This is a genomic window from Streptomyces sp. P3, assembly GCF_003032475.1.
In the GTDB taxonomy this organism is placed as follows: Bacteria; Actinomycetota; Actinomycetes; order Streptomycetales; family Streptomycetaceae; genus Streptomyces.
On record NZ_CP028369.1, the window covers coordinates 6,041,375 to 6,061,361 of the forward strand.

The following is a 19,987-nucleotide window of genomic DNA, read 5'->3' on the forward strand; positions in this document are numbered from 1 at the left end:
AGGGCACCCCACATTTCGTGAGAGCGCAGGCATGGAGGCAGAATAAAGGGGTATTCGCGGGACGGCGCCGACCGCGTTCGGCCGGTGCCGCGGGGGGCTTCGACGATGCGGGAGGGACAGGTCATGACGCTCAGGAGCGCGACGGCGACGGACGGGCAGGCGCACGAACTGCCGCACATCGCCTGCCCCTCGCAGGTGGCGCCCAGGGACGCTCGCGAGCTGTCCCGGGTCTTCTTCGACCAGCTCGCGGTGCTGGAGGAGGGTACGTCGGAGTACCAGTACGCGCGGAACACGCTGATCGAGATGAACATGTCGCTGGTGCGGTTCGCGGCCGGCCGGTTCCGCAGTCGGGGGCCGGAGGAGATGGAGGACATCGTCCAGGTCGGCATGATCGGTCTGATCAAGGCGATCGACCGGTTCGAGCTGACCCGTGAGGTCGAGTTCACCTCGTTCGCGGTGCCGTACATCGTGGGGGAGATCAAGCGGTTCTTCCGGGACACCACCTGGGCCGTGCATGTGCCCCGCCGGCTGCAGGAGGCGCGTGTCCAGCTCGCCCGCGCCACGGAGGAACTGCGCAGCCGCCTCGGCCGTACGCCCACCACCAAGGAGCTCGCCGAGCTGATGAGCCTCGGGGAGGACGAGGTGCGCGAGGCCCGCCTCGCCGCCAACGGCTACCACTCCTCCTCCCTGGACGCCGCCGTCAGCGGCAACGAGGACGGCGAAGCGGCGCTGCAGGACTTCATCGGAGCCGAGGACCGGGCGCTGGAGCTGGTCGAGGACTTCCACACTCTGGCCCCGCTGATCGCCGGACTCGACGAACGGGACCGGCAGATCATCCACATGCGGTTCGTGGAGGAGCTCACCCAGTCCGAGGTCGGCGAACGTCTCGGCGTCTCCCAGATGCACGTCTCCCGACTGCTGACGCGCACCCTCGCCCGGCTGCGGGACGGCATGCTCACCGAGCGCTGAACCGCTGGGGGCCACCGCGAACACTCGGCAGACCACGGAGAACAGTGGGTCGGCCAGGGCCTGTTTCGGAACGGGCCGGCGGCTGCTGATCCAGACGAGGATGTCGTCGGCGATGGTGTGCGGTCGGAGGCGCGGTGGTGCTGGCGCGCTCGCCTGTGGCGGGGGCGGCGCGGTCGATCTCGATGCCGCCCCACGCGCTGACGTTTCTGCGGCTACCTGCGCGAGCACGGCCGCAACGACTACCTGCTGTACACCGACGACAAGTCCTCCTACGGCTTCTACGAGTCCCGCGGAATGACCCGCGCCGCCGGCAAGGACATCAAGGCCTACCACAACTGCAAGCCACTGACGCTGAAGACCATGCTCTACACCGGAAGCCTCGAGTCCCAGGCTCCTGCAATGCCCCGGTGACAACTGAGACCCGGCATCGACCATCGGGACCGCGTCGGTGTGGACACCCCATTGACCAACGTCGACGACCTGACGGCCACACCCAGGCTCGCACCACGCAGCCAACGGGAAGGCCGGGGGTCGGTCACCGCTGACCCACTCCGAAACAGGCTCTAGCGGGCGGGTGCGTACAGACGTAGGTGGGCGACGACGCGTTTGCCGGTTTCCAGGGCGACGGTCTGCAACTGGTCGCACAGCCGGGTCACCAGACGCAGGCCGTGTCCGCCGATCCGGCCGGCGTCGTGGGCGCGCAGTTCGGGCGGGCGGGGAGAGCTGTCGCTCACGGTGACGCGCAGCACGGCGGCGTCCGATGTCACTTCCAGCGCCAGGCCGCCCGGTCCCGGCGCGTGGCGCAGTGCGTTCGTGACCAGTTCGCTGACGACGAGTTGGGCGTCCTGGCTCGGCCGCTGGTCGGGGTGGTGACCGGCCCGGGCCAGCAGTGTGCGCACCGCCGCGCGGGCGTCGGCGATGGACGCACCAGTCGTGTCCCAGGCGGCGCTGAACAGCAGGGGCGTCCAGGGCTTGCGTGCGTGCGATGCCCGAGCTTCAAGGGGGGTGGCCATAGAACTCTTCCCGGGGGTCGTCCTCGTCGATTCGGCAGGGGTCGTTGCGGTCGTGTGATGCGGATACCCGCTGACCTCCCGTTCATGAGGCGCCGTGGGCCCGTGCGCCGCATGACGGCCCGTTCCCGGGTTTCCGCCGGGCCTCACGCCACGCCGTTCACCGCGGAGCCGGCTGAGGCGGCGGCTGAAAGCAGGCGGTGACCTTCTTGCCGCGGGGGCAGTGATAGGCGAGCCAGTCGTCGGCGAGAGCGTCGACCAGCAGCAGACCGCGCCCCCCGGGAGCCGCCGTGCCGGGGTCGCGCGGCTCGGGAAGCCGGGGGGAGGAGTCGTGCACGGTCACGTGCAGGCATTCCTCGTCCCAGGTGAGGATCAGCTGCGCCGCGCTGTGGGCGTGCACATGGGCGTTGGTGACCAGCTCGGAAACGGCCAGCACCACGGAATCCACCAGGTCGGGCGCGGTCCTCGACCAGGCCAGCGTCTCCAGGTGCGCCCGCGTCCAGTCCCGGGCGGCCTTCGCCCCGCTGTTCAGCGGCAGCGAGCGCGCCCACCCCACAGCCCTCAGCGATGAGTCCTTCGCCACTGTCCCTCCTTGCGCCAACCGAACGAGCCGTCGTCGGTGTCCCGTCTGCCCAGAAATACCGGACCCAAGGTCGCCGCAGGGGAATGCGCCACCGATGCGGGGCGGGGGAGCGCTGCCGCGCCTCAGGCCGTGGGACGCGGAACGCCGATCGAGCGGCTTTCCTCCACGACGCGGTAACCGGCGCTCGTGTACAGGCTCATGGCCACGTCGTTGCCGCCCCACACGGTGAACATCAGCGCGCCGTCACCGGCCGCGAAGGCGGCTTGTTCGCCTGCCGCCATCGCGGCCCGCCCGAACCCCTTGCCGCGGTGCCGCTCCTGGACGTGCAGCGAGTAGCCGTAGGTGACGCCCGGCAGGTGTCCGTGCCTCAGCCAGCCGGTGCCGATCCGCTCTCCGGCTGCCTCGAGCACCAGGAAGGCGTGACCGGGCGTCGCCAGGCCCTCGGGAACCAGCTCGGCGAAGTCACCGTCCGACTTGTGCACGGCCTCCTCGGGGCTCAGGGCTCCCGCGCGGACGATGTCGGAGACGTAGGCGGATTTCTCGGCGTCGAGCCACCCGGGATATTCGGCCGGTGTCATCGGCCGTGCGGTGACGCCGTCCAGCGGTGTCGGCGGGGAGTCGACGCGCCGCGCCCGGAGCTGGCCGCGGAGGCGGTAACCGCCGAACAGGTCGCCGGCGGGCTCGGTGAGCCGCACCTCCACCCTGCTCGCGCCGCGCCGCGCGCACCACTCCTCGGCCCATTCCCGGGCAACCCGTTCGTGCCCCCTGCCCACATGAGGCGTGTCGACGTGGAGATCGCAGATACGGCCCACGCGCGTGTTGCCGGCGTCGGTCACGACCACGGCGACGTGCCCCACCCGGATCCCGGCGTCAGTGATCCCGGCGACGGTCCAGTCACCGGCATCGGCGCCGGCGTCCGCCAGCATGCGGTCCGCCGCGGCGGCTCCGAGACCGGACGCCGTGTACGAGGCGTGTCGCCGCCGCTCGAAGTCGGACTGCCATTGCGCGCTGTCGTCAAGGAGGGTGAATGCTGTCACGTGAGCACACTAACGGCACGCTCACAAAGGCGAGTTGCCGCCCCGGGAGTGGCGCCCGGCAAGGAACGTGCGCGCCCCTCGCCGCAGCGTCCGGTGCGCCCTGCGTTGCTGCGCGACGGCGGTCGCGTCATCACGACCCCGTCTGCGGTCGCCCGGCCGGAGGCGTGTCATGTCCGGGTGGGGGCCCGCAGGGCGAGGAGGGCCACGTCGTCGTCGTTCGCGGCGGGGCGGACCCGGCGGAGCAGCAGGTCGGTGAAGGAGGCCAGAGGGCGGTGGGCGAGGGCGGCGGCGTGCCGGCGCAACCGGTGCAGGCCCTCGTCGAGGGTGTGGCCGGGTTCCTCGATCAGGCCGTCGGTGTAGAGGAGCAGGGTGGACCCGGGCGGCAGCAGGGCGCCGGCATCGGCACGGGGCCTGCTGACGCCGGTGCCCAGGAGGATGCCGTGTCCACCCGTGAGGTATGCGGCCAGGCCGTCGTGGCTGATCAACAGAGGTGGCGGGTGGCCGGCGTTGGTCCAGGTCAGTCGCCAGTGACCGTCGTCGGCAGCTTCGACCCGGGCGAGGATCAGGGTGGCCATCGCGACGTCGGTGATGTGCATGACCGCCTCGTCGAGTCGGGCCACGATCTGGCTGGGGGGCTCGTGCAGAGCCCACGCGTAGGCGCGGAGCATGTTGCGCACCTGCGCCATGCCCGCCGCCGCCTCCAGGTCGTGACCGACGACGTCGCCGACGGCCAGCGCGGTGGCGCCGTCGGAGAGGGAGAAGGCGTCGTACCAGTCGCCCCCCACCTGCGAGGCGTCGGGCGCGGGCAGGTAGCGGACCGTCATCTGCAGGCCCGGCACGCGCGGCATCTGGGGCAGCAGGTGGTTCTGCATGGTCTCGGCGACCTTGCGCTGGCGCTGGTAGAGGCGCGCGTTGTCCAGGGCGAGGCCGGTACGGCGGGCGATGTCCTCGAGCAGTGGGAGATCCGTGGTGTGGAATTCCCCGGGCTGCTTGGCGCGGCCCAGGGTCAGCGCTCCGAGGACCGCGCGTGTGCTGCGGATGGGTGCGATGGCCACGGAGTGCACGCCGGTGGCCTCGAATAGACGGCGCTGCTCGACTGCGATGCCGGAATCCGGCGGCTCCTGGTAGGTCTGCGGGCCGGCCAGCGTCGCTGCGACCCCGCGCAGCGCCCGGGACAGGGGCATCGGGGACTCCTCGGGGACCGGTGGCATCGGTCCCTGGAGTTCCTCGTGGCGCACCAGCTCACCGCCGTCCGCCTCAACGACGACGGTGCGCCACACCTCGTCGCGCTCGGTGATGAGGTCGACGACGGCCCAGTCCGCCAGCCGCGGCAGCACCAGGGAAACCAGCCGGCGCAGTGCCTCCTCGACGTCGAGGGTGGACGTCAGCTGCGTGGTCGTCGCGGCCAGCAGCGCGAGGCGTTCGATCTCCGGCAGCAGCGTGGGCGCCTGCTCGGGCCGGGCGGCCTCCCCGGGATGAGGGGCGTGGAAGAGGACGAGCGTGGTGTTCTCGTGGCCTGCGAAGTCGTACGGGGTTATCAGCCACGAGATGGCCAGCAGGGAGCCGTCCCCGCGTGCGAAGTAGTCCTCCGGGGCCTGCTCGGTGCGACCGGCGTGGAACGCCTGGCGCATGTTGCACTGGCTTCGCGGCAGGGGTTGGCCGTGGGCGTCCCGGTGCAGCAGGTCGTGCGCGTCGTGGCCGACCAGATCCGCGGCGGGCCGCTTCAGCAGCTCCTCGGTGAGTGCGTTGACGGCGAGGATGCGGCCCTGCTCGTCGACGACGTAGGCACCGGTCCCGATGGCGTCGAGTCCCCCGGCCGGCGCGGTGGCAGGCGCGGCCAGGGGCCCCCTCGCGCGGCTCTCCTCCTGCTCCGGTTCTGCTGCCATGCCCAGATCTCCTCAGCTCACTGCCGGCACGCCCGCTCGACGGCATCCGATTCCCGACTGCCCCGGCAGCTCGAAACGAAGCCGCCGCGCGGAGCGGCTCTCCCCGTCGCACAGGGACGCGTCACCGGCCCAGGGAACGCCGGGAGCGTTCCCAGGGCCGGCTGGGTGCTGGGCTCGAGTGCCTCGCCGGCGGCCCGGACGGTGGCCTGGACGCCGCGTGCGGGCACGCGGCGGATGCCGCCGTGCACCGAGTCGGTCACGTAGAGCATGCCGCCTCGCTGGGTGAGGGCGAAGCCGTTGGGCAGGCCGTCGGCGGGGAGTGCGGCGATGCGGCGCGGGCGGCTGCCCGGGCGGACGGCCCGGACGCTGGTGCTACACCGTCAAGACCCTCACCCGTGCCTGCACCGCAGCCACCGGACAGCCCGTCAAACAGGTCATCGACGGCCGCGTCGCGCTGGAGGCGCAACGCCTGCTCGCCCACACCGACGAACCGGTGGCGAGGATCGCCCGCCGCCTCGGCTTCCCCGAACCCACCGACTTCGGCAAGTTCTTCACCCGCCACACCGGCGTCACGCCCGGCGCTTTCCGGCAGGCGCACCAGCACCGGCAGTGAGCCGGTCCGCTCCGGGGCCGGGGCCGGGGTGGCGCGCGGCGACGGCCCCGAGGCCGCCGAGACGGCAGGCGGCGACGGCCCTGAGGCCGCCGCCGCGTGTCCGGTGCGCAGGAGCGGGTCAGCGCTTGGTGTAGATGAAGCCGAGCTTGTCGATCTCGCCCCCGGCGCGGCCGTGGAACCCGGCGAGCTGCCATCCCGACGGCGCGGTGCGCGTCACGCAGTCGGACGTGGTGGTACCGCCGGACAGGCTGCGGCCGAGGTTGGTGATGAACTTGGCGGAGAAGACGCGCGTGAGACCGTCCTTCCGGCCCTGGCACAGCTGGGCGGAGGTGACGTACTCACCGCTGCCCAGAGTCAGGGTCGACACCGTGCCGCCAGTGCCGCCGTGGGCGAGCACCTTGCCGCCCGCGAGGGTGAGAGCGACGCCGTCGACGCGGGAGCCGCTGCGCAGCGAGAGGCTGACGGGGCTCGCGCCGGCCGGTACGGCGTCGATGTCGTTGTAGTAGTCGCCGTGCGGTCCGCCGAACTGGTCGCTGAGCTGGAAGTCCGGGTTGCGCGACCAGGAGAAGCCGACGGCGACGGGGTCGTGGTCGGACAGCATGAGTCCGTCGCCGGTGAGGAACTTGGTGTGCTCGTTGTTGTAGGACGTGGCGTTGAGCGTGACCAGTCCGCTGCCGCGGTAGAGGACCTTGTCGACGACCTCGCAGGTGTTGGGCACGGTGGGGCCGCTCTGGTCGCAGACCAGGGCGTCGCTGCCCTTGGCGGGCGGGGTGCCGCCGCGGACCAGTTTCACCCAGGCGTCGGTGAGTCCGTTTTCGGCGGCGAACTCGGCGATGGTGTCGCCGGATCGGGTGTAGCGGGTGTTGGTGTCGCCCATGACGACGACGGCGTTGCCGGCGGAGTGGGTCTTGATGAAGGCCGTCAGCTGGGCGAGGTTGTCGGCGCGTGAGGCGAGGTCGCCGTCGTTGGTCCCGGCGTTGGTGTGCAGGTTGTAGAAGTCGACGTAGACGCCCTCGGCGAGCCGTTCGCGTACGAAGGTGAAGCCCTTCGGGGTCAGGCAGTCACCGGAGTCGACCTGGCAGGAGTTCCAGCGCACCCGCTCGAAGTCGTCGGTGTCGTAGGGGAGTTTGGAGAGAGTGTTGAGGCCGCTGCCGATGCCGGCGCCGCCGCTGGTGGGGGTGCGGTAGGCGTGCGCGGTGTCGGCTGCGTAGAGGTAGGAGTGGTAGTTGAAGTCCTCCTCGACGTGCACGATGTCGTAGGGCGCGATGCGCTGTCCGATGGCCGTGGTGCTGGTGTCGCGGGGCGTGGAGGCGCTGGAGATGATCGCCGGCAGGCCCGCGACGTTATAGGTGAGGGTGCTGAAGGAGCCGGATGCCGGATCCGCAGCGGCGGCGGGGGTCGCGGTCGCGGCGAATCCGCCGCAGGTGATGGCCGCGGCCGTGAGGCAGGTGAGAAGACGGCGCATGAAGTGGAACTCCTGTGAGTGGGGAGGGGCAGCGGGAACTTACCGCTGGTAACCCGCTTCTGTCGTCGCCTCTGTCGAGGGAGATCAAAACTTGACCGCGTGGTCTGGTCCATGGGGCGGGCTGTGGCTTGCCGCATGGTGGCGGTCGGGTGAACCTCTCGACAGGCGTCCGGACGGGCGTATGTTCGGCGGCCGTTTGACCCGAAGCTCCTGGTGAGGTCCTGGGTGGCGGCCAGTGGGCGGGTGGGTGGCGGAAGGGTGGGGCGAGATGCTCGTGTGATCCCCGGAATATCTGACGAGTCAGGTATTGTTGATCGGGTGAACCGCTCGCACCAGGCGGGCGCCACACCTTTCTGTCGAGGTCCTCGATGAAGCTGATCTACGTTTTCGACGCCTACTGCGGTTGGTCGCACGGCTTTTCCCCGACGCTCCGCGAGGTGGCCTCCCGGCATCCGGAGCTCGCCGTCGAGGTGGTCTCCGGAGGCCTGTTCACCGGTTCGCGCCGGGTACCGATCCGTGAGTTCGGGTACGTCCAGGGCGCCAACGCCACGATCGCCGAGCTGACCGGTGTCGTGTTCGGTGAGGCGTACGAGAAGCTGATCGCCGACGGCTCGTTCGTGATGGACTCCGAGGCCGCCGCCCGAGGGCTCGCCGCCCTGCGGCAGGCCGCTCCCACGCGGGCGGCGGAACTGGCCATGGCGCTGCAGCACGCCTTCTACGTCGACGGCCTCAGCCTCTCCGAGCCGGAGACCTACCGCATGGTCGCCGAGCAGGCAGGCCTGAATGCGGCGGATGCCGCCGCCGCCTTCGAAGCGCCCGGGACGCGGACGGCGGCCGAAACGGACTTCGTACGCGCCGCCGGGCTGGGCGTCGACGGCTTCCCCACTCTCCTCGCCGTCGACGGGGAGCGCACGACCGCGCTGGCCCGAGGCCGAGCCACCGCCGACGACGTGGAGCGACGCCTCGCGGCGTTCTCCGCCGCCCGCCCCTCCTGACCGTCCCTCCTCGACCGTCCTCCCGTCCTCGACGGCCGTCCCTTCCCCTTCCCCGACGACTGCCCCGTCCCTGATCACCCCCCCCGAAGGAACCGCCATGAGCACGCTCAACTTCAAGATCCTCGACCTGGACTTCCCCGCCGGCAGCAAGAACAAGACCGCCACCCTCGTCACAGGCGAGACCGAGGCGCTGCTGGTCGACGCCGCCTTCACCCGCGCCGACGGGCACCGCCTGGCCGCCGGGATCCTCGACTCCGGCAAGCAGTTGACCACCGTCTTCGTCAGCCACGCCGACCCCGACTTCTACTTCGGCGCAGAGGTTCTTGCCGACGCCTTCCCGGACGCGACGTTCGTCGCCACCCCGCTCGTCATCGAGCACATCCAGCACTCCTACGAGGGCAAGCTCAAGGCGTGGGCGGCGCTCGGCCCCAACCTGCCCACCCGCCTGGTGGACCTCGAGCCCCTCACCGGGGACCTCACCCTGGAAGGCCACACCTTCGAACTCAAGGGCGGCCCGGCCGCGTTGCCGGACCGCCACTACCTGTGGCAGGCCGAGCACCGTGCCCTGCTCGGCGGCGTCCTGCTCTTCCAGCAGGAGCACGTCTGGGTCGCCGACACTCCCACCCCCGAAGACCGCGCCGCGTGGATCGACCTGCTCGGCGAGATGGCCGCCCTGAACCCGGAACTGGTCGTCCCCGGTCACCGCCTGCCCGGCGCGGCGGCGGACGCGACCGCCATCACCGCGACCCGCGACTACCTGCTCGCCTTCGAGGAGGAGCTCGGCAAGGCCGCCGACGGCGCCGCCCTGACCGAGGCGCTGGTCAAGCGCTACCCGGACAACGGGATGCTGATTGCCGCGCAGATCGGCGCGAAGGTCGCCAAGGGCGAAATGAAGTGGGGCTGACATGAGCGAGTTCGCGACCTCCGCGGCCCCCGGCGACGTCGTACGACGCCAGTACCTGGCCTCCGCGGCAGGTGACCTCACAGCACTTCGGGCCACCCTCGCGCCGGACGTCGAGTGGACGGAGATGGCCGGCTTCCCCCTCGCCGGCACCTACCGCACTCCCGACGGCGTCACCGCCAACGTGATGGAACAGCTCGGCAAGGACTGGACGGGCTGGACCGCCCACGACGACACCTACGTCGTCGACGGCGAGAACGTGGTCGTCCTGGCCCGCTACACCGCCGTCAACAACGCCACCGGCAAGCCGATCGACGTCCGGGTGGCGCACCACTTCGTCGTGCGCGGCGGACTCATCGTCCGCTTCGAGCAGTTCGTCGACACCGCGCTCGTCCGCGACGCGATGACCGGCTAGACCCGTCCACCCGTCCGCCCCACCACATCCCGACCACCACCCCACCACCCCAACGTCGCAGCGCACCGCGTCGCAGCGCACCGCACCGCGTCGCGGCCTGTGGGCCGCACCTGAGGGTCTCCCGGCCGGGGGGAACCCCGGCCGGGGAGAACCCCGGGCGGCGAGACTGCTGGTGTCGCCGTTCACGGAGGAGAGGGCCGGCTGTGGTACGTGGTCGCGTCGCACTGTGTGCCGCCCGCCACATGAGGACGAGTCGCTCCGCCGTGGCGGACGGACGTCGGGCCTGGCTGCTCCCGGCCGCTTCGGCGGGGCTCCGTCACTCGGTGGTGCGCAGCGCGGTCCAGGTGTCGGGTCGCACGACGCCGTTGGCCTTGAGCCCCCGGTCGCTCTGGAAGCTCTGGACCGCGGCCCGCGTACCGTCCCCGAACTCGCCGTCCGCGTCGGTGCCTCCCTCGCTGTACCCGCGCTTGGACAGCATGCACTGAACCTGTTGCACGCGTTTGCCCGTGTCGCCGAGGCGGGTGCGTGCCTTGCCGGAGTAGTACGTGCACTCGGAGAGCCAGGGCGCCGTGTCGGTCACGGCGGACGGGTCGGCGGTGGGTGGCGTGGCGGAGGGGGAACCGTCCGGTGCCGTTCCGGGAGCGGAGGCGTTGACGGGCCGGCCGGCGGGGGAGGCCGACGGCCCGACGCCGGGGGCGGTGGTTCCGGTCGAGCCGCCGCGGTTCTCGACGGCTGCGCCGTCCACGTCGGGGCGGGCGTGAACGCTCGCGCTCGGGGAGACCGGCACCGTGGAGACGTCACCGGATCCGGCGTCGACGGCCCTCGTGACACCGGGTTCCGGAGCGGCGGTGGTGGGAGGGTCCTGACCGGTGAGCATCAAGGCCGCAGCGCCCACGGCACAGGTCGAGAGGGCCGCGGCGGCGATCAGCAGCGGCTTGCGCCGGTTCCGGGCGGGGATCTGTGCCCGTCCCGACCGCCCCGACGGTGTCTCGGCCGGCTCGCTCTCGGCCGCCCGCGGGGACACGACGGGCGGCACGGGCTCGGGCGTCCGTGCGGCGAGGACCGCGGGCGGGTCACCTGCCGACCGGAGCCGGGGCGTGCCGGCGACCGGCAGGCGGAGCAGCGTCTCGTACGCCCGCTGCCGGGCCTGCACCTTGGCGTTCAGCGGCTCCGGCCAGTCGGACGGCACGGCGGACGGCACGGCGTGGCTCTCGGCCGCGGCGATCAGCTGCTGCGGGGTGGGCCGCTGCACGGGCTCCTTGGCCAGACAGGCGGTCAGCAGCGCGCCGAGCTCCGGGTCCGCCGCGGAGATCTCACCGATCACCTCGGGGTGGGGTTCCTCGAACGCCACCCGGTGCATCACGTCGACGCCGGTGCCGTCGCCGAACGGGGCCCGGCCCGTCACCGCGTAGGCCAGCGTCCCGGCGAGCGAGAACACGTCCGAAGCCGTGTCGGAGCGGCCCTCCCTCAGGTGCTCCGGCGACATGTAGGCCGGTGTGCCCACGCGGTTGCCCGTACCGGTGATCGCACTCGCGTCGGCGGCCTTGGAGATGCCGAAGTCGATCACGTGCGCGCCCCGGACGGACAGCAGCACGTTGGACGGCTTGAGGTCCCGGTGCACGATCCCCTCGACGGCGAGCCCGGCGAGTGCCCGGCCCAGGTCCCCCACCAGACGCCAGACCGCGGCCGTCTCCAGGGTGCCGTCCTCCCGTACGGCTTCCGCCAGGTCGAAGCCGGGAAGGTACTCCGTGGCCATCCACAGAAGTTCGTCCTCGAAGCCGGTACCGCACAGCCGCGGCGTATACCGCGTCCGAAGCCGGGCGTGCACCGACGCCTCCCGTTCGAACCGGCGCCGAAAGCTCGGGTCCTCCGCGTACTCCGGCCTGATCACCTTCAGCGCGACCAGTCCAGGACTCTCGTCCCTGGGGCGGGCCAGGTAGACCCGTCCCATGCCGCCACTGCCTAACAGTGCCACCGGCGTGTACGGGCCGACGCGCCCGGGATCGCCGAGCCGCAGTGGTGAGGCACCGGTCTGCCGCAGCGTGGCCGCCGCATCGTCAGCAGGTCCCGGTCGCTGTCCCGACAAGAATTCCCCCGAAGTTTCTTTCGATGAACGCTAGTTCGCCCCCGTGGAACACGAGGCTAGCCCAGCCTGCGCGCTGGTTCAGCGAATCGGGCACTTCTGTGCCACGGCACCGGAGGAGGCCCCTCCGGTCCGCCGGAGGGAATGCGTGCCGTGTCGGCGCGTGGCGAGCGGCCCCTCGCGAGCGGCGCCTGCCCCGCGGCGGAATCCATGTGCGCACGTGGACCGGCCCAGGAGACACTGCGCGGATGATCTCCGAAGTCTCGCAGACCCCTCAGGAGCGGGCTCTGTGTCATGTCGCCGCACTGGCGTCCGGCCCGCCGATGGACCCGACGCTACGAGTGACGCTGAACTTCCATCCCGACCGTCTCTTCCACGACAGGCTGACGATGGAGGCGCTGGCCGAGGACGGCCTGTACCGCTCGCAGTTCGTCACGGGGACCGGAAACGGCGGGCTGACCGCGCACCCCGGCGGCGACAGGTGGGCCTGGGAGAGCCGGATCTTCGACGGAGCGTACGACGCGGCGCCTGCTCATGACAGGCCCGTCTACGGGGCGTTGAACTTCCGCCGGAAGCCGGTCGGCGGGGCGCCGCGCTTCGGCTCCGCGCACTTCCGGCTGACGGGCCGGACGGCGACGCGCACCACGTTCTGCTATCCGGACAGCTTCTTCGAACCGTCGGACTTCGGTGTCTCCGCCCGAATGAAGCTGATCGCACTCGCCCTGGCCGACCGTCAGGACGACCTCGACGACTACATCGAGGCCCAGGTGCACGGACCGGTCCGGCTGGACCGCGATGTGGAGGCTCTGGTCCTGGACGCGTGCTATCGGGGCACGGCCGTCGAGGCCGCGGCCATGCGCCTCGGCTGCCCCGTCGAGTGGCACTCCGGATTCCGTCTCCAGGTCGAGGAACTGCGGCGGCACCCCGGCTACCGCGGTCAGGAGTATGTCGACCTGGGCGCGCGGATCGCCGTCGACGGCGTGCTCGACCCGCGCATCGTGGGAGACGCGGCACGCGACGGCCGCCACGATCCTCAGGCGGTCAAGAAGGTGTGGCACTGCCTGGCGCGCTTCGGCGCTCCCCGGACGCGGACGAAGGACGCGGGCGGATCGGCGAAGTGAGGCAGATAGTAGCCATGGATATAGATGCCATGTACTCTTTTGCTGTGGAGGCGCTCCGTTCCCGACCGACCGACGACAGCATCCAGGGGAGAACAACCATGACCACCGCCGAATCCGGCGCCACCGGCCCGGTCGCCGACGCCCGCGCTCTCGGGCTGGCCCACTACGCCGCGCGCGGTGTCCTGGAGCACGTCCTGTCCCGCCACGGCATCACGTTCCAGCAGATCGTCCTGCGCGCGGCGGTCACCGCCGACACCCCGCGGAGCCCCGACGATCTCGTGGCCCAGGTCTGTGCCTCTCTCAAGGCCGATCCGGCCGACATCCGGGCCGCTCTCGGCGAGTTGCTGGCCGGCCAGCTGCTCGTCGTGGACGGTGCGCACCTTCGTCCCACGGCCGAGGGGCGCGACCTCCTCACCGTGATCGGGTCGGAGACCGCCCCCCTCACGGCCCGGATCTGGGGCGGGATACCCGCCGAGGATCTGGCCGCGGCCGGCCGTGTCCTCACCCTCGTCGCCGAGCGCGCCGACGCGCAGCACGCGGCATTGAGCGCAGAAGGGCCGAACGGCGAGCGCCGGGGCCGGAGCGCCCGGGGTGCTCAGTAGCGCTGCGCCTTGGCGACCTCGGCGGTCAGTGGCGGCTGGGGCGGCTTGCGGCTGATGGCGAGGGGATGGGCCCGGGCGCCTGGCGCGAGGTCGTCCGCGCCGACGAAGCGCGTTTCGACGACCTTGCCGTCGGCGTCGCGGAAATCGATCTGGACGGCGTAGGACGCCGCCTCGTCCGTGCTGTTGGCGATGTTCACGATGACGGCGAGCAGGCCGCCCGCCTCGGCGCGCGGCTTTCCGGTGAGGGAGACGTCCGCAGTCGCGTTGCCCCGGCCTTCGAGGTTCTTCAGTTTCTTCTCGGCGGCCTGGTTCGCGCGCGCGACCTCCGCGGACACCGACGCCTCGAACTCCGAGGCGCGCGCCGAGGCGGAGGAGGCGGCGGCGGAGGCGGCAGAGCGGGCTGACTCCTTGACGGACGCGCCGAGCGAGCCGAGTGCGGACGGCGCGGCACCGGAGAAGGACGCAGTGTCAGGAGCGGAGGGGCGCGGAGTGAAGGAAGCGCCACCGTCGTCACCGTCGCCGCTGCCGCACGACACCAACGTCGTCGCACCGGCCGCCGTCACCAGCAGACCGGCGACGGTGGAAGCGAGGCGCCTCCGCAGCGGTCTTGCCCTCACGCCGGACGCACCGTCGTTCATCAGGTCGGACCCTTCGTCAAGGTTTCCTGCCGTTCACGCCTTTCGGTCACGCGGCTTCATCGTGCCCGGCACGGTCGGGCGGAGCCACCCGGTAGGGGGCAGAAGAGTGGTGCCGGAGCGGCAGGATCCCTGCCGCCCGCGCCCGCGCACCCGCAGCCGTGCACTGCCCGTAGCTGCACACTGCCCACACCCGCGCGCCCGCGCACGCACCCGACACCGGCGGAGCCGGCCACGGATAGCGCTGTCGAGTCGGCCTGTCTTGCCCGGTTCAGGCGCGCCGTGCAGGCGGCCGGCTGTGAACGCCGTCCGCGACGCGACGGCGGTGACTCGAGGAATGGGCCGGAAAGCGACGTTGATGGCGCCAGGCGAAGCCATTAGCCTGCACTGATTTTCGTCAATGCGATGGAGGCGTCTTCTGTGGCCCGAGTACGGAACCTGTTACCGACCGCAGCCCTGGCCTGCGGTGCCCTGCTGGGTGTCAGCACACCGGCCGCCGCGGCCGACCCGGCGCCGGAGGTCATTCCGATCGACCTGCTGCTCGCCGGCTCGTACACCGACGCGGCCCGCGAGGCAATCGCGATCTGGAACACGGCCGTCCCGACGATCAGGTTCGTCGAGCAGGACACTCCGGCGGCACTGCGCGTCATGGAGTACAAGACGGCCAGGGGCGTCCAGTCCCACGTCAACATCAAGGGCGCGGGACGGGGTTGGGTGTACCTGGAGGTGGGGGACGCCCAGTTGTACAAGCCCTCGCGCATCGTCGTCCACGAGCTGGGACACATCCTGTCGCTTCCCGACCTGGGCCCGGGCAGCCCCTGCTCCAAGGTGATGTCGGGCGGCTGGGCGGGATCGGACTGCGTCAACGTACGGCCCGACGACGCGGAGAGGGCCGCCGTCACGGACTTCTTCGCCGCGAACGACGTCGGCGACCGGGTCCCGTGGTGGGGGTCAGGACTTCCCGCACGGTAGGAGCGGCTGCTCGTCCGCCGGCCGCCCCGGCGGACCTGTACGGTGAGCCGGCCTGTGCGGTGAGCCGAGGGTAGGATCCGCGAGCACGGGGGCACCCGTCCGGGACGGCCGAGCCTGTGCAGGGTTCTCTTCCGATGACGTTGCGACTGCGCGCTGTCCACTGCCTCGTGCTGCTGGCCGGCTTCGAAGGAGTTCGCCGCGGACCGGACGGCCGCCCGCCACGCGGGCCGTGACGCGACAACTGCCGCACTGCGCCCGCGCCGCGCTGCCCGGAGAGCCCGGGGAGCGCGGACACGGTGGCGAACTCGGCGAGAGGGTCGGTCAGGAGGCGGTGAGCCCGCCGGTGCAGGCGGCCCCGGGCTCGGGGGTCTGCGCGCCCTGGACGTACTTGACGAGGAACTGCTCGACCCGGGCGTCGGAGGCCTTCTCGACGGTGAGTTGACGGCCCCAGGCGGACAGGGTGATCGTCCCGGTCTGGTTCTTGTCGGGGCTCATGAGCGTGTACGGCGTCCTGTCGACCCTGTCGGCAAGGGCCTTGACGTCGGCGTCGGCGGCTTTCTCGTTGTACGTGACCCAGACGGCGCCGTGTTCGAGTGAGTGGACGGCGTTCTCGTTCGCTACGGCCCGGGTGTAGACCGTGCCGTCGCACGTCATCCACGCCTGGTGGTGGTCGCCGCCCACGGGAGGCTGCATCGGGTACCTGACGGCGTTGGCGACGTGGTTGCGGCCGAGCTTCTTGGTGTCCCAGGTCTTCTCACCGGGCACCGGCTTCTCCGCGGCGGCGGCCTTCTGCTCCTCCCGATCGTTCGCGTCGTCGATGGCATACGCGCCCCAGCCGACGAGAGCGGCGACGACGACGCTGCTGAGGGTGACGGTGAGGATGCGGTTGCGGCGCTCGCGGGCTCTCTCGGTGCGGCGCATCTCCTCGATGCGGTCCTTGCGGGATGCGGCGGCGGCCTTCTTGCTGGTCTTGCTCATGACTGGGTCGTCCTCGTCTCCGCCGTGCGGCGGTGGGTGCAGGGAAGGGATGGACAGAAATGGACGCCGGTGCGCTGAGGGGCGCGGGCGTCGTCCGTCTAGATCCGCTGCACTTTGAGGACGTGGAGATCGGGGGCGCTCCGGGCAGGCGGCAGACCGCAGGCGTGGGCGGTGACCGTCGGACGGACGGGAGCCGGCGAGCACGGCAGGACGACCGGCAACGGCTGGGGCGCCGCGGGGACCACGGCGGGCCCGCCGTGCGCTGAGCGGGCGCAGCATCCGTCGCCGGAGTGGCAGTCTCCCGGATGCGCCGACGTGATCGCGTGGTGCGTGGCGGACCGGCCGTCCGCCGGTGCCTGCTCGGTGGTCGTGGCGGTGACAGGGCGCGCGGCGGTCACGGCGGTGGCTGCGGTGACTGCCTGCGGGCCGGCGGGGGTGTGGGTGGTGGAGCCCGGGCACATGGCCACCGCGATGAGCAGCATCCCCAGCACGGCGACGCAGAGCGCCGCGACGGGTGAGGTCGCCCAGGCGCCACAACGTCTGTGCTGGGTCCGGCTGTTCATCACGGCGATGCTAGCGGTGCCGGCGCAGATACCGACGGACGGGGCCTGATGGACAGGGCCTGACGGACAGGGGCCCGCGGATGACGGGACGGCCTCGTCGACCACGAGGGGAACCTCGGTGGCCGTCCGCGCCGCGTGCCGCCTCGCACGCATCACGCAGCGGGCGGCGGGGTGAGGCGGTCAGCGCTCCACCCCGCCGCCGACGATGCAGCGTCAGCTCTCGCTGGAGGAGCCGGAGGAGCCGGAGGAGCCGGAGGCGCGGGAAGAGTCCGCGGAGTCGGAGGGATCGGAGGAGTCGGTGGGACCGGAGGAGCCGGAGGAGCCGCGCTTGACCAGCCACCAGGCCCCGCCGCCGCCCACCACGAGGAGGGCGGCCACGATCACCGCGACGAGGGCGCTGGTGGACATGCCGTCGTCCTCGTCGCCGGCCGCGGCGTCGCCGGTCGGCGTGGCGTCCGGCACACCGGCCGTGGTGGAGGAAGTGGGGGCGGCCGTACTGGGAGTCGGGCTCGGCGTCGCCGTCGGGCTCGCGGCGACCGGCTTGGCGCCCGGGGCCGCGGCCTTGAGTTTCAGGACCGGCGCGGGCTGCTCGGGCTCCTTGCCGCCGGTGGGCAGCTCGATCCAGCGGGAGACCTCACCGTCGCTGTAGGTCTCGACGGTCTTGAACACGAGCTCCTTCACGTCCGGCAACTGCCGGACCCTGATCCTGTACTCGGCGTCGACACCGGTTTTCAGCGCCGGGCCCGCGAGGGTGTAGCCGTCCGCGGCCGCGGTCAGCTTCCAGCCCTTGGGACCCTCGTCGAGGGCGATGTCTGCGGGGGCGATTCCCTCGGGCAGGACGACACGCAGGTTCGTGAAGCCCGCTGAGGCGGACTCGGCCTCGGAGACGAAACTCAGGGTGACGTTCTCCGCCAGGGCCTGGGGCTTGTCGGCCTCGACCTCCGCGTGCGCGGCGGCCGGGGCGGCCAGGGCGAGGGTGGCCGTCAGCGCGATGGCGCCGGCGAGGACGAGACGACGGCCGGCACACGCCGGCGGACGGGTGGGGAGGGGCACAGGGAACTCCTTGGTGACACGGGTGGGTGCGGCCCCGTAGAGACCCGGGGCCGGTGGGGAACCGGAAGGCGTCCCAGCCCTGGTGGTCCCCTGCGCACCACCGCGTGCTCCAGTACCAACTCCCGTGCCTGTGAAGTCGCTTCGAAGAACACGCCGGACCGTCGACGGGGCAGCCGGGGATCCGGCCGGTCGGGATCGGTGACGGCCCGCGGCCACACCGGGGCCAGCGTCGCCGCGGCAGCCCCGGCGAGGGTGCGGAGCGTGTCGAGCGCCGCCCTCATCCGGCTGTCCGCCCGATGCAGCAGCCATGCCACGACCAGAGCGGCAGTCGTGTGCAGCACGGTCATCGCCGCTCCGGCGTGATGCCAGGAGTGGCCCTCACCGACCGCGGTCATGTGCCCGGCGTGCGAGGCATGCCGGGTCCGGGCCATCGGCACGTCGCCGTCCGCGCGGGACAACGCGAAGTGCAGCACGCCCTGCGTCGCCAGCGTGACGGCGACGGTGGCGACCGGGGTGCAGCGGCGTCGCGCGAGCGGCCAGACCGCCGAGAACTGCGCCACGGTCAAAACGGTCACCAGCCGCCAGGGCACCGTGCCTTCGGCGATCGCGTGGTGGCCGAAGGCCGCGACGAGGGTGCCGAGCGCTGCGAACAGTGCGGCCCGCGCGCAGGTCCCCGCGCGGCCGGCCCGCTCCGCTCCGGCGCGTCGGTGGTCTCCCATCACGTGATCAGCCGGCACGGTCGCCCATCATCCTCCGACGACCGGGCGCGTGGTCGTGGTCGCCGCCGGAGATCCGGGCCGCGCGCCGCAGCGCGCACCGCACGCCGACCATGACCCGCAGCGGATGTGGGGCGGTCGGTCGTCCGTCGTCGGCGACCCTGCGGCCGGCACGTGCGTTCACCTCGACGTATACGGCGGATCGGGCGGGCCCGTTCACCTGGGTGGATCCCAGGACGCGATCCGCGGGTCGAGGCGCGCGGTCCCGCGGACGGGTCCCGGCCGCAGCGACGCGGACGTGGTCCCGGCGGCAGCGATGGCGACCGAGACCGCAAGCGGCCGAGGACGGCCGAGGACGACCGGGCACGACCGCGGGCGGGCAACCCGCCTCGGAACGTCCGGTGGGCGTTGATCAGTTCGTCGAACGGCCCCCACGAGTTTCCGGGAAAGCCCTTCCCTCTCCCTTTCGGCTTGCCACTCTCTTCCTGCACACCGCGGATGTCATGTCCGCAACCACCGAACCGCCGATGGGATCCCCCATGCCTCGAACCAGCAGGACCTCCCGGCTCGTCAGAACCACGACCGTCGCGGGCAGCGCCCTCGCGCTCACCGTCACCCTGTCGGGCAGCGCCTCCGCCGGCGTGCTGCAGAACCTGCCCGAGAACGCCACGGCGTTCCAGACGTACTTCGAGCCCGTGTACGACTACGACACGGACTCCTGCTACCCGGCCGCCGCCATCGACCCGGCCGGCAACCTCAACGGCGGCCTGAAGCCGACCGGCTCCATCACCGGCCAGTGCCGCGGCGGTCACCTCGACCATGCCAACACCTACTCGCGGGCCAAGTGCAACAACGGCTGGTGCGGGATCATCTACGCCAGCTACTTCGAGAAGGACGAGGCGTCGCCCGGCATCGGCCACCGCCACGACTGGGAGTGCATGGTCGTCTGGGTCGTCCAGGGCGCGAACACGCCGTCGTACCTGTCAGCCTCCCGGCACGGCGGGTTCAGCACCCATCCGATCGCCGACGTCCCGATGAGCGGCCAGCGCGTCATGGCCGTCTACCACAAGGACGGCGCCAGCACCCACGCCTTCCGCTTCGCCCAGTGGGGCGAGACGGCCGAGAACGACACCGGCGCCTGGCACCAGGAGAACCTGCTCACCTGGGACAACCTGGCGCCCAACCTGCGCAACACCCTGAACGGCTCGGACTGGGGGGACGCCAACCTCCCCCTCCAGGACTCCAAGTTCAACGACACGCTCAACAAGGCCAAGCCGTCCGGGATCCCCTTCGCCCCGTACGCCTGACGCCCACAAGGCGCGGCCCCGACGAACTCCTCGCAGCGGCCCCCGATCCCCGGCCCGGCGCTGACGTGTCGATCAGCCGCCCC

General features: G+C 71.8%; 20 protein-coding genes and 1 pseudogene. 9 read left to right on the plus strand and 12 right to left on the minus strand.

Annotation, left to right across the window (positions count from 1 at the left end):
* The first annotated feature begins 123 nt into the window (after positions 1-123).
* The gene (locus tag C6376_RS26725) at positions 124-969 is read left to right on the plus strand and encodes an RNA polymerase sigma factor SigF (protein ID WP_107445769.1); all 846 of its coding nucleotides are present in this window, start codon (positions 124-126) and stop codon (positions 967-969) included.
* Positions 970-1,532: 563 nt separating this feature from the next.
* Here the strand turns inward: C6376_RS26725 and C6376_RS26730 are convergent.
* From C6376_RS26730 to C6376_RS26745, 4 genes are all read right to left on the minus strand, one after another.
* A complete protein-coding gene (locus tag C6376_RS26730; protein ID WP_107445770.1) occupies positions 1,533-1,982 on the minus strand; it encodes an ATP-binding protein in 450 nt (149 codons plus the stop codon).
* A 157-nt stretch (positions 1,983-2,139) separates the two neighbouring features.
* On the minus strand, positions 2,140-2,562 hold the full coding sequence (locus C6376_RS26735; RefSeq protein ID WP_107445771.1) for an ATP-binding protein: 423 nt from the start codon (positions 2,560-2,562) through the stop codon (positions 2,140-2,142).
* Positions 2,563-2,684: 122 nt separating this feature from the next.
* Positions 2,685-3,599 (minus strand): GNAT family N-acetyltransferase, encoded by a 915-nt coding sequence (locus tag C6376_RS26740; RefSeq protein WP_107445772.1) that lies wholly within the window; start codon positions 3,597-3,599, stop codon positions 2,685-2,687.
* Positions 3,600-3,766: 167 nt separating this feature from the next.
* Entirely contained in the window at positions 3,767-5,485 is a 1,719-nt protein-coding gene (locus C6376_RS26745) for a SpoIIE family protein phosphatase (protein ID WP_107445773.1), read from the minus strand.
* A gap of 373 nt (positions 5,486-5,858) precedes the next feature.
* On the opposite strand from C6376_RS26745, the pseudogene C6376_RS26750 reads away from it, so the two are divergent.
* Positions 5,859-6,098 (plus strand): annotated as a pseudogene (locus C6376_RS26750) (helix-turn-helix transcriptional regulator); the annotation flags it as partial.
* Between the two features lie 118 nt (positions 6,099-6,216).
* Here the strand turns inward: C6376_RS26750 and C6376_RS26755 are convergent.
* Entirely contained in the window at positions 6,217-7,563 is a 1,347-nt protein-coding gene (locus C6376_RS26755; protein WP_107445774.1) for an endonuclease/exonuclease/phosphatase family protein, read from the minus strand.
* Between the two features lie 368 nt (positions 7,564-7,931).
* On the opposite strand from C6376_RS26755, the gene C6376_RS26760 reads away from it, so the two are divergent.
* The 3 genes from C6376_RS26760 to C6376_RS26770 all read left to right on the plus strand — a co-directional run bounded on the left by C6376_RS26760 (position 7,932) and on the right by C6376_RS26770 (position 9,874).
* On the plus strand, positions 7,932-8,558 hold the full coding sequence (locus C6376_RS26760; RefSeq protein WP_107445775.1) for a DsbA family protein: 627 nt from the start codon (positions 7,932-7,934) through the stop codon (positions 8,556-8,558).
* Between the two features lie 97 nt (positions 8,559-8,655).
* Positions 8,656-9,462, plus strand: coding sequence for an MBL fold metallo-hydrolase (locus C6376_RS26765; RefSeq protein ID WP_107445776.1), 807 nt, complete (start codon positions 8,656-8,658; stop codon positions 9,460-9,462).
* A 1-nt stretch (position 9,463) separates the two neighbouring features.
* Positions 9,464-9,874, plus strand: coding sequence for a nuclear transport factor 2 family protein (locus C6376_RS26770; protein ID WP_107445777.1), 411 nt, complete (start codon positions 9,464-9,466; stop codon positions 9,872-9,874).
* A 316-nt stretch (positions 9,875-10,190) separates the two neighbouring features.
* Here the strand turns inward: C6376_RS26770 and C6376_RS26775 are convergent, their stop codons facing one another.
* Positions 10,191-11,960 carry a protein kinase gene (locus tag C6376_RS26775; protein WP_301554705.1) on the minus strand — a complete coding sequence of 590 codons (1,770 nt, stop codon included), beginning with the start codon at positions 11,958-11,960 and terminating at the stop codon, positions 10,191-10,193.
* 245 nt (positions 11,961-12,205) lie between these two features.
* Between C6376_RS26775 and C6376_RS26780 the strand changes: the two genes are divergently transcribed.
* Together C6376_RS26780 and C6376_RS26785 are read left to right on the plus strand one after the other, a co-directional pair.
* Positions 12,206-13,078 (plus strand): DUF3626 domain-containing protein, encoded by an 873-nt coding sequence (locus tag C6376_RS26780; RefSeq protein ID WP_107445778.1) that lies wholly within the window; start codon positions 12,206-12,208, stop codon positions 13,076-13,078.
* 98 nt (positions 13,079-13,176) lie between these two features.
* Positions 13,177-13,680, plus strand: a complete 504-nt coding sequence (locus tag C6376_RS26785) for a MarR family transcriptional regulator (RefSeq protein ID WP_107445779.1) — start codon at positions 13,177-13,179, stop codon at positions 13,678-13,680.
* Here C6376_RS26785 and C6376_RS26790 read toward each other — a convergent pair.
* Positions 13,674-14,318, minus strand: coding sequence for a hypothetical protein (locus tag C6376_RS26790; RefSeq protein ID WP_107445780.1), 645 nt, complete (start codon positions 14,316-14,318; stop codon positions 13,674-13,676). The two genes, C6376_RS26785 and C6376_RS26790, sit on opposite strands and share 7 nt — an antisense overlap.
* 417 nt (positions 14,319-14,735) lie before the next feature.
* Between C6376_RS26790 and C6376_RS26795 the strand changes: the two genes are divergently transcribed.
* Positions 14,736-15,287 (plus strand): snapalysin family zinc-dependent metalloprotease, encoded by a 552-nt coding sequence (locus C6376_RS26795; protein ID WP_254076059.1) that lies wholly within the window; start codon positions 14,736-14,738, stop codon positions 15,285-15,287.
* A gap of 321 nt (positions 15,288-15,608) precedes the next feature.
* On the opposite strand, the gene C6376_RS26800 is transcribed toward C6376_RS26795, so the two are convergent.
* From C6376_RS26800 to C6376_RS26820, 5 genes are all read right to left on the minus strand, one after another.
* Positions 15,609-16,265 carry a DUF3105 domain-containing protein gene (locus tag C6376_RS26800; RefSeq protein ID WP_107445782.1) on the minus strand — a complete coding sequence of 219 codons (657 nt, stop codon included), beginning with the start codon at positions 16,263-16,265 and terminating at the stop codon, positions 15,609-15,611.
* Between the two features lie 98 nt (positions 16,266-16,363).
* Positions 16,364-16,828: a hypothetical protein gene (locus C6376_RS26805; protein WP_159083255.1), complete on the minus strand. Its 465-nt coding sequence runs from the start codon at positions 16,826-16,828 to the stop codon at positions 16,364-16,366.
* A 213-nt stretch (positions 16,829-17,041) separates the two neighbouring features.
* The gene (locus C6376_RS26810; protein ID WP_254076060.1) at positions 17,042-17,881 is read right to left on the minus strand and encodes a DUF1775 domain-containing protein; all 840 of its coding nucleotides are present in this window, start codon (positions 17,879-17,881) and stop codon (positions 17,042-17,044) included.
* The gene (locus C6376_RS45460; protein ID WP_254076061.1) at positions 17,812-18,600 is read right to left on the minus strand and encodes a hypothetical protein; all 789 of its coding nucleotides are present in this window, start codon (positions 18,598-18,600) and stop codon (positions 17,812-17,814) included. Before C6376_RS45460 ends, C6376_RS26810 begins: the two co-directional genes overlap by 70 nt.
* A 7-nt stretch (positions 18,601-18,607) precedes the next feature.
* Positions 18,608-18,781: a hypothetical protein gene (locus tag C6376_RS26820; RefSeq protein WP_159083256.1), complete on the minus strand. Its 174-nt coding sequence runs from the start codon at positions 18,779-18,781 to the stop codon at positions 18,608-18,610.
* A gap of 355 nt (positions 18,782-19,136) precedes the next feature.
* Between C6376_RS26820 and C6376_RS26825 the strand changes: the two genes are divergently transcribed.
* The gene (locus tag C6376_RS26825; protein WP_107449210.1) at positions 19,137-19,904 is read left to right on the plus strand and encodes an NPP1 family protein; all 768 of its coding nucleotides are present in this window, start codon (positions 19,137-19,139) and stop codon (positions 19,902-19,904) included.
* Positions 19,905-19,987: the final 83 nt, after the last annotated feature.

Coding starts and splice junctions, on each gene's coding strand:
- C6376_RS26725 (WP_107445769.1), top strand. CDS start 124: ATGACGCTCAGGAGCGCGACGGCGACGGACGGGCAGGCGCACGAACTG.
- C6376_RS26730 (WP_107445770.1), bottom strand. CDS start 1,982: ATGGCCACCCCCCTTGAAGCTCGGGCATCGCACGCACGCAAGCCCTGG.
- C6376_RS26745 (WP_107445773.1), bottom strand. CDS start 5,485: ATGGCAGCAGAACCGGAGCAGGAGGAGAGCCGCGCGAGGGGGCCCCTG.
- C6376_RS26755 (WP_107445774.1), bottom strand. CDS start 7,563: ATGCGCCGTCTTCTCACCTGCCTCACGGCCGCGGCCATCACCTGCGGC.
- C6376_RS26760 (WP_107445775.1), top strand. CDS start 7,932: ATGAAGCTGATCTACGTTTTCGACGCCTACTGCGGTTGGTCGCACGGC.
- C6376_RS26765 (WP_107445776.1), top strand. CDS start 8,656: ATGAGCACGCTCAACTTCAAGATCCTCGACCTGGACTTCCCCGCCGGC.
- C6376_RS26770 (WP_107445777.1), top strand. CDS start 9,464: ATGAGCGAGTTCGCGACCTCCGCGGCCCCCGGCGACGTCGTACGACGC.
- C6376_RS26780 (WP_107445778.1), top strand. CDS start 12,206: ATGATCTCCGAAGTCTCGCAGACCCCTCAGGAGCGGGCTCTGTGTCAT.
- C6376_RS26785 (WP_107445779.1), top strand. CDS start 13,177: ATGACCACCGCCGAATCCGGCGCCACCGGCCCGGTCGCCGACGCCCGC.
- C6376_RS26790 (WP_107445780.1), bottom strand. CDS start 14,318: ATGAACGACGGTGCGTCCGGCGTGAGGGCAAGACCGCTGCGGAGGCGC.
- C6376_RS26800 (WP_107445782.1), bottom strand. CDS start 16,265: ATGAGCAAGACCAGCAAGAAGGCCGCCGCCGCATCCCGCAAGGACCGC.
- C6376_RS26805 (WP_159083255.1), bottom strand. CDS start 16,828: ATGAACAGCCGGACCCAGCACAGACGTTGTGGCGCCTGGGCGACCTCA.
- C6376_RS45460 (WP_254076061.1), bottom strand. CDS start 18,600: ATGGGAGACCACCGACGCGCCGGAGCGGAGCGGGCCGGCCGCGCGGGG.
- C6376_RS26825 (WP_107449210.1), top strand. CDS start 19,137: ATGCCTCGAACCAGCAGGACCTCCCGGCTCGTCAGAACCACGACCGTC.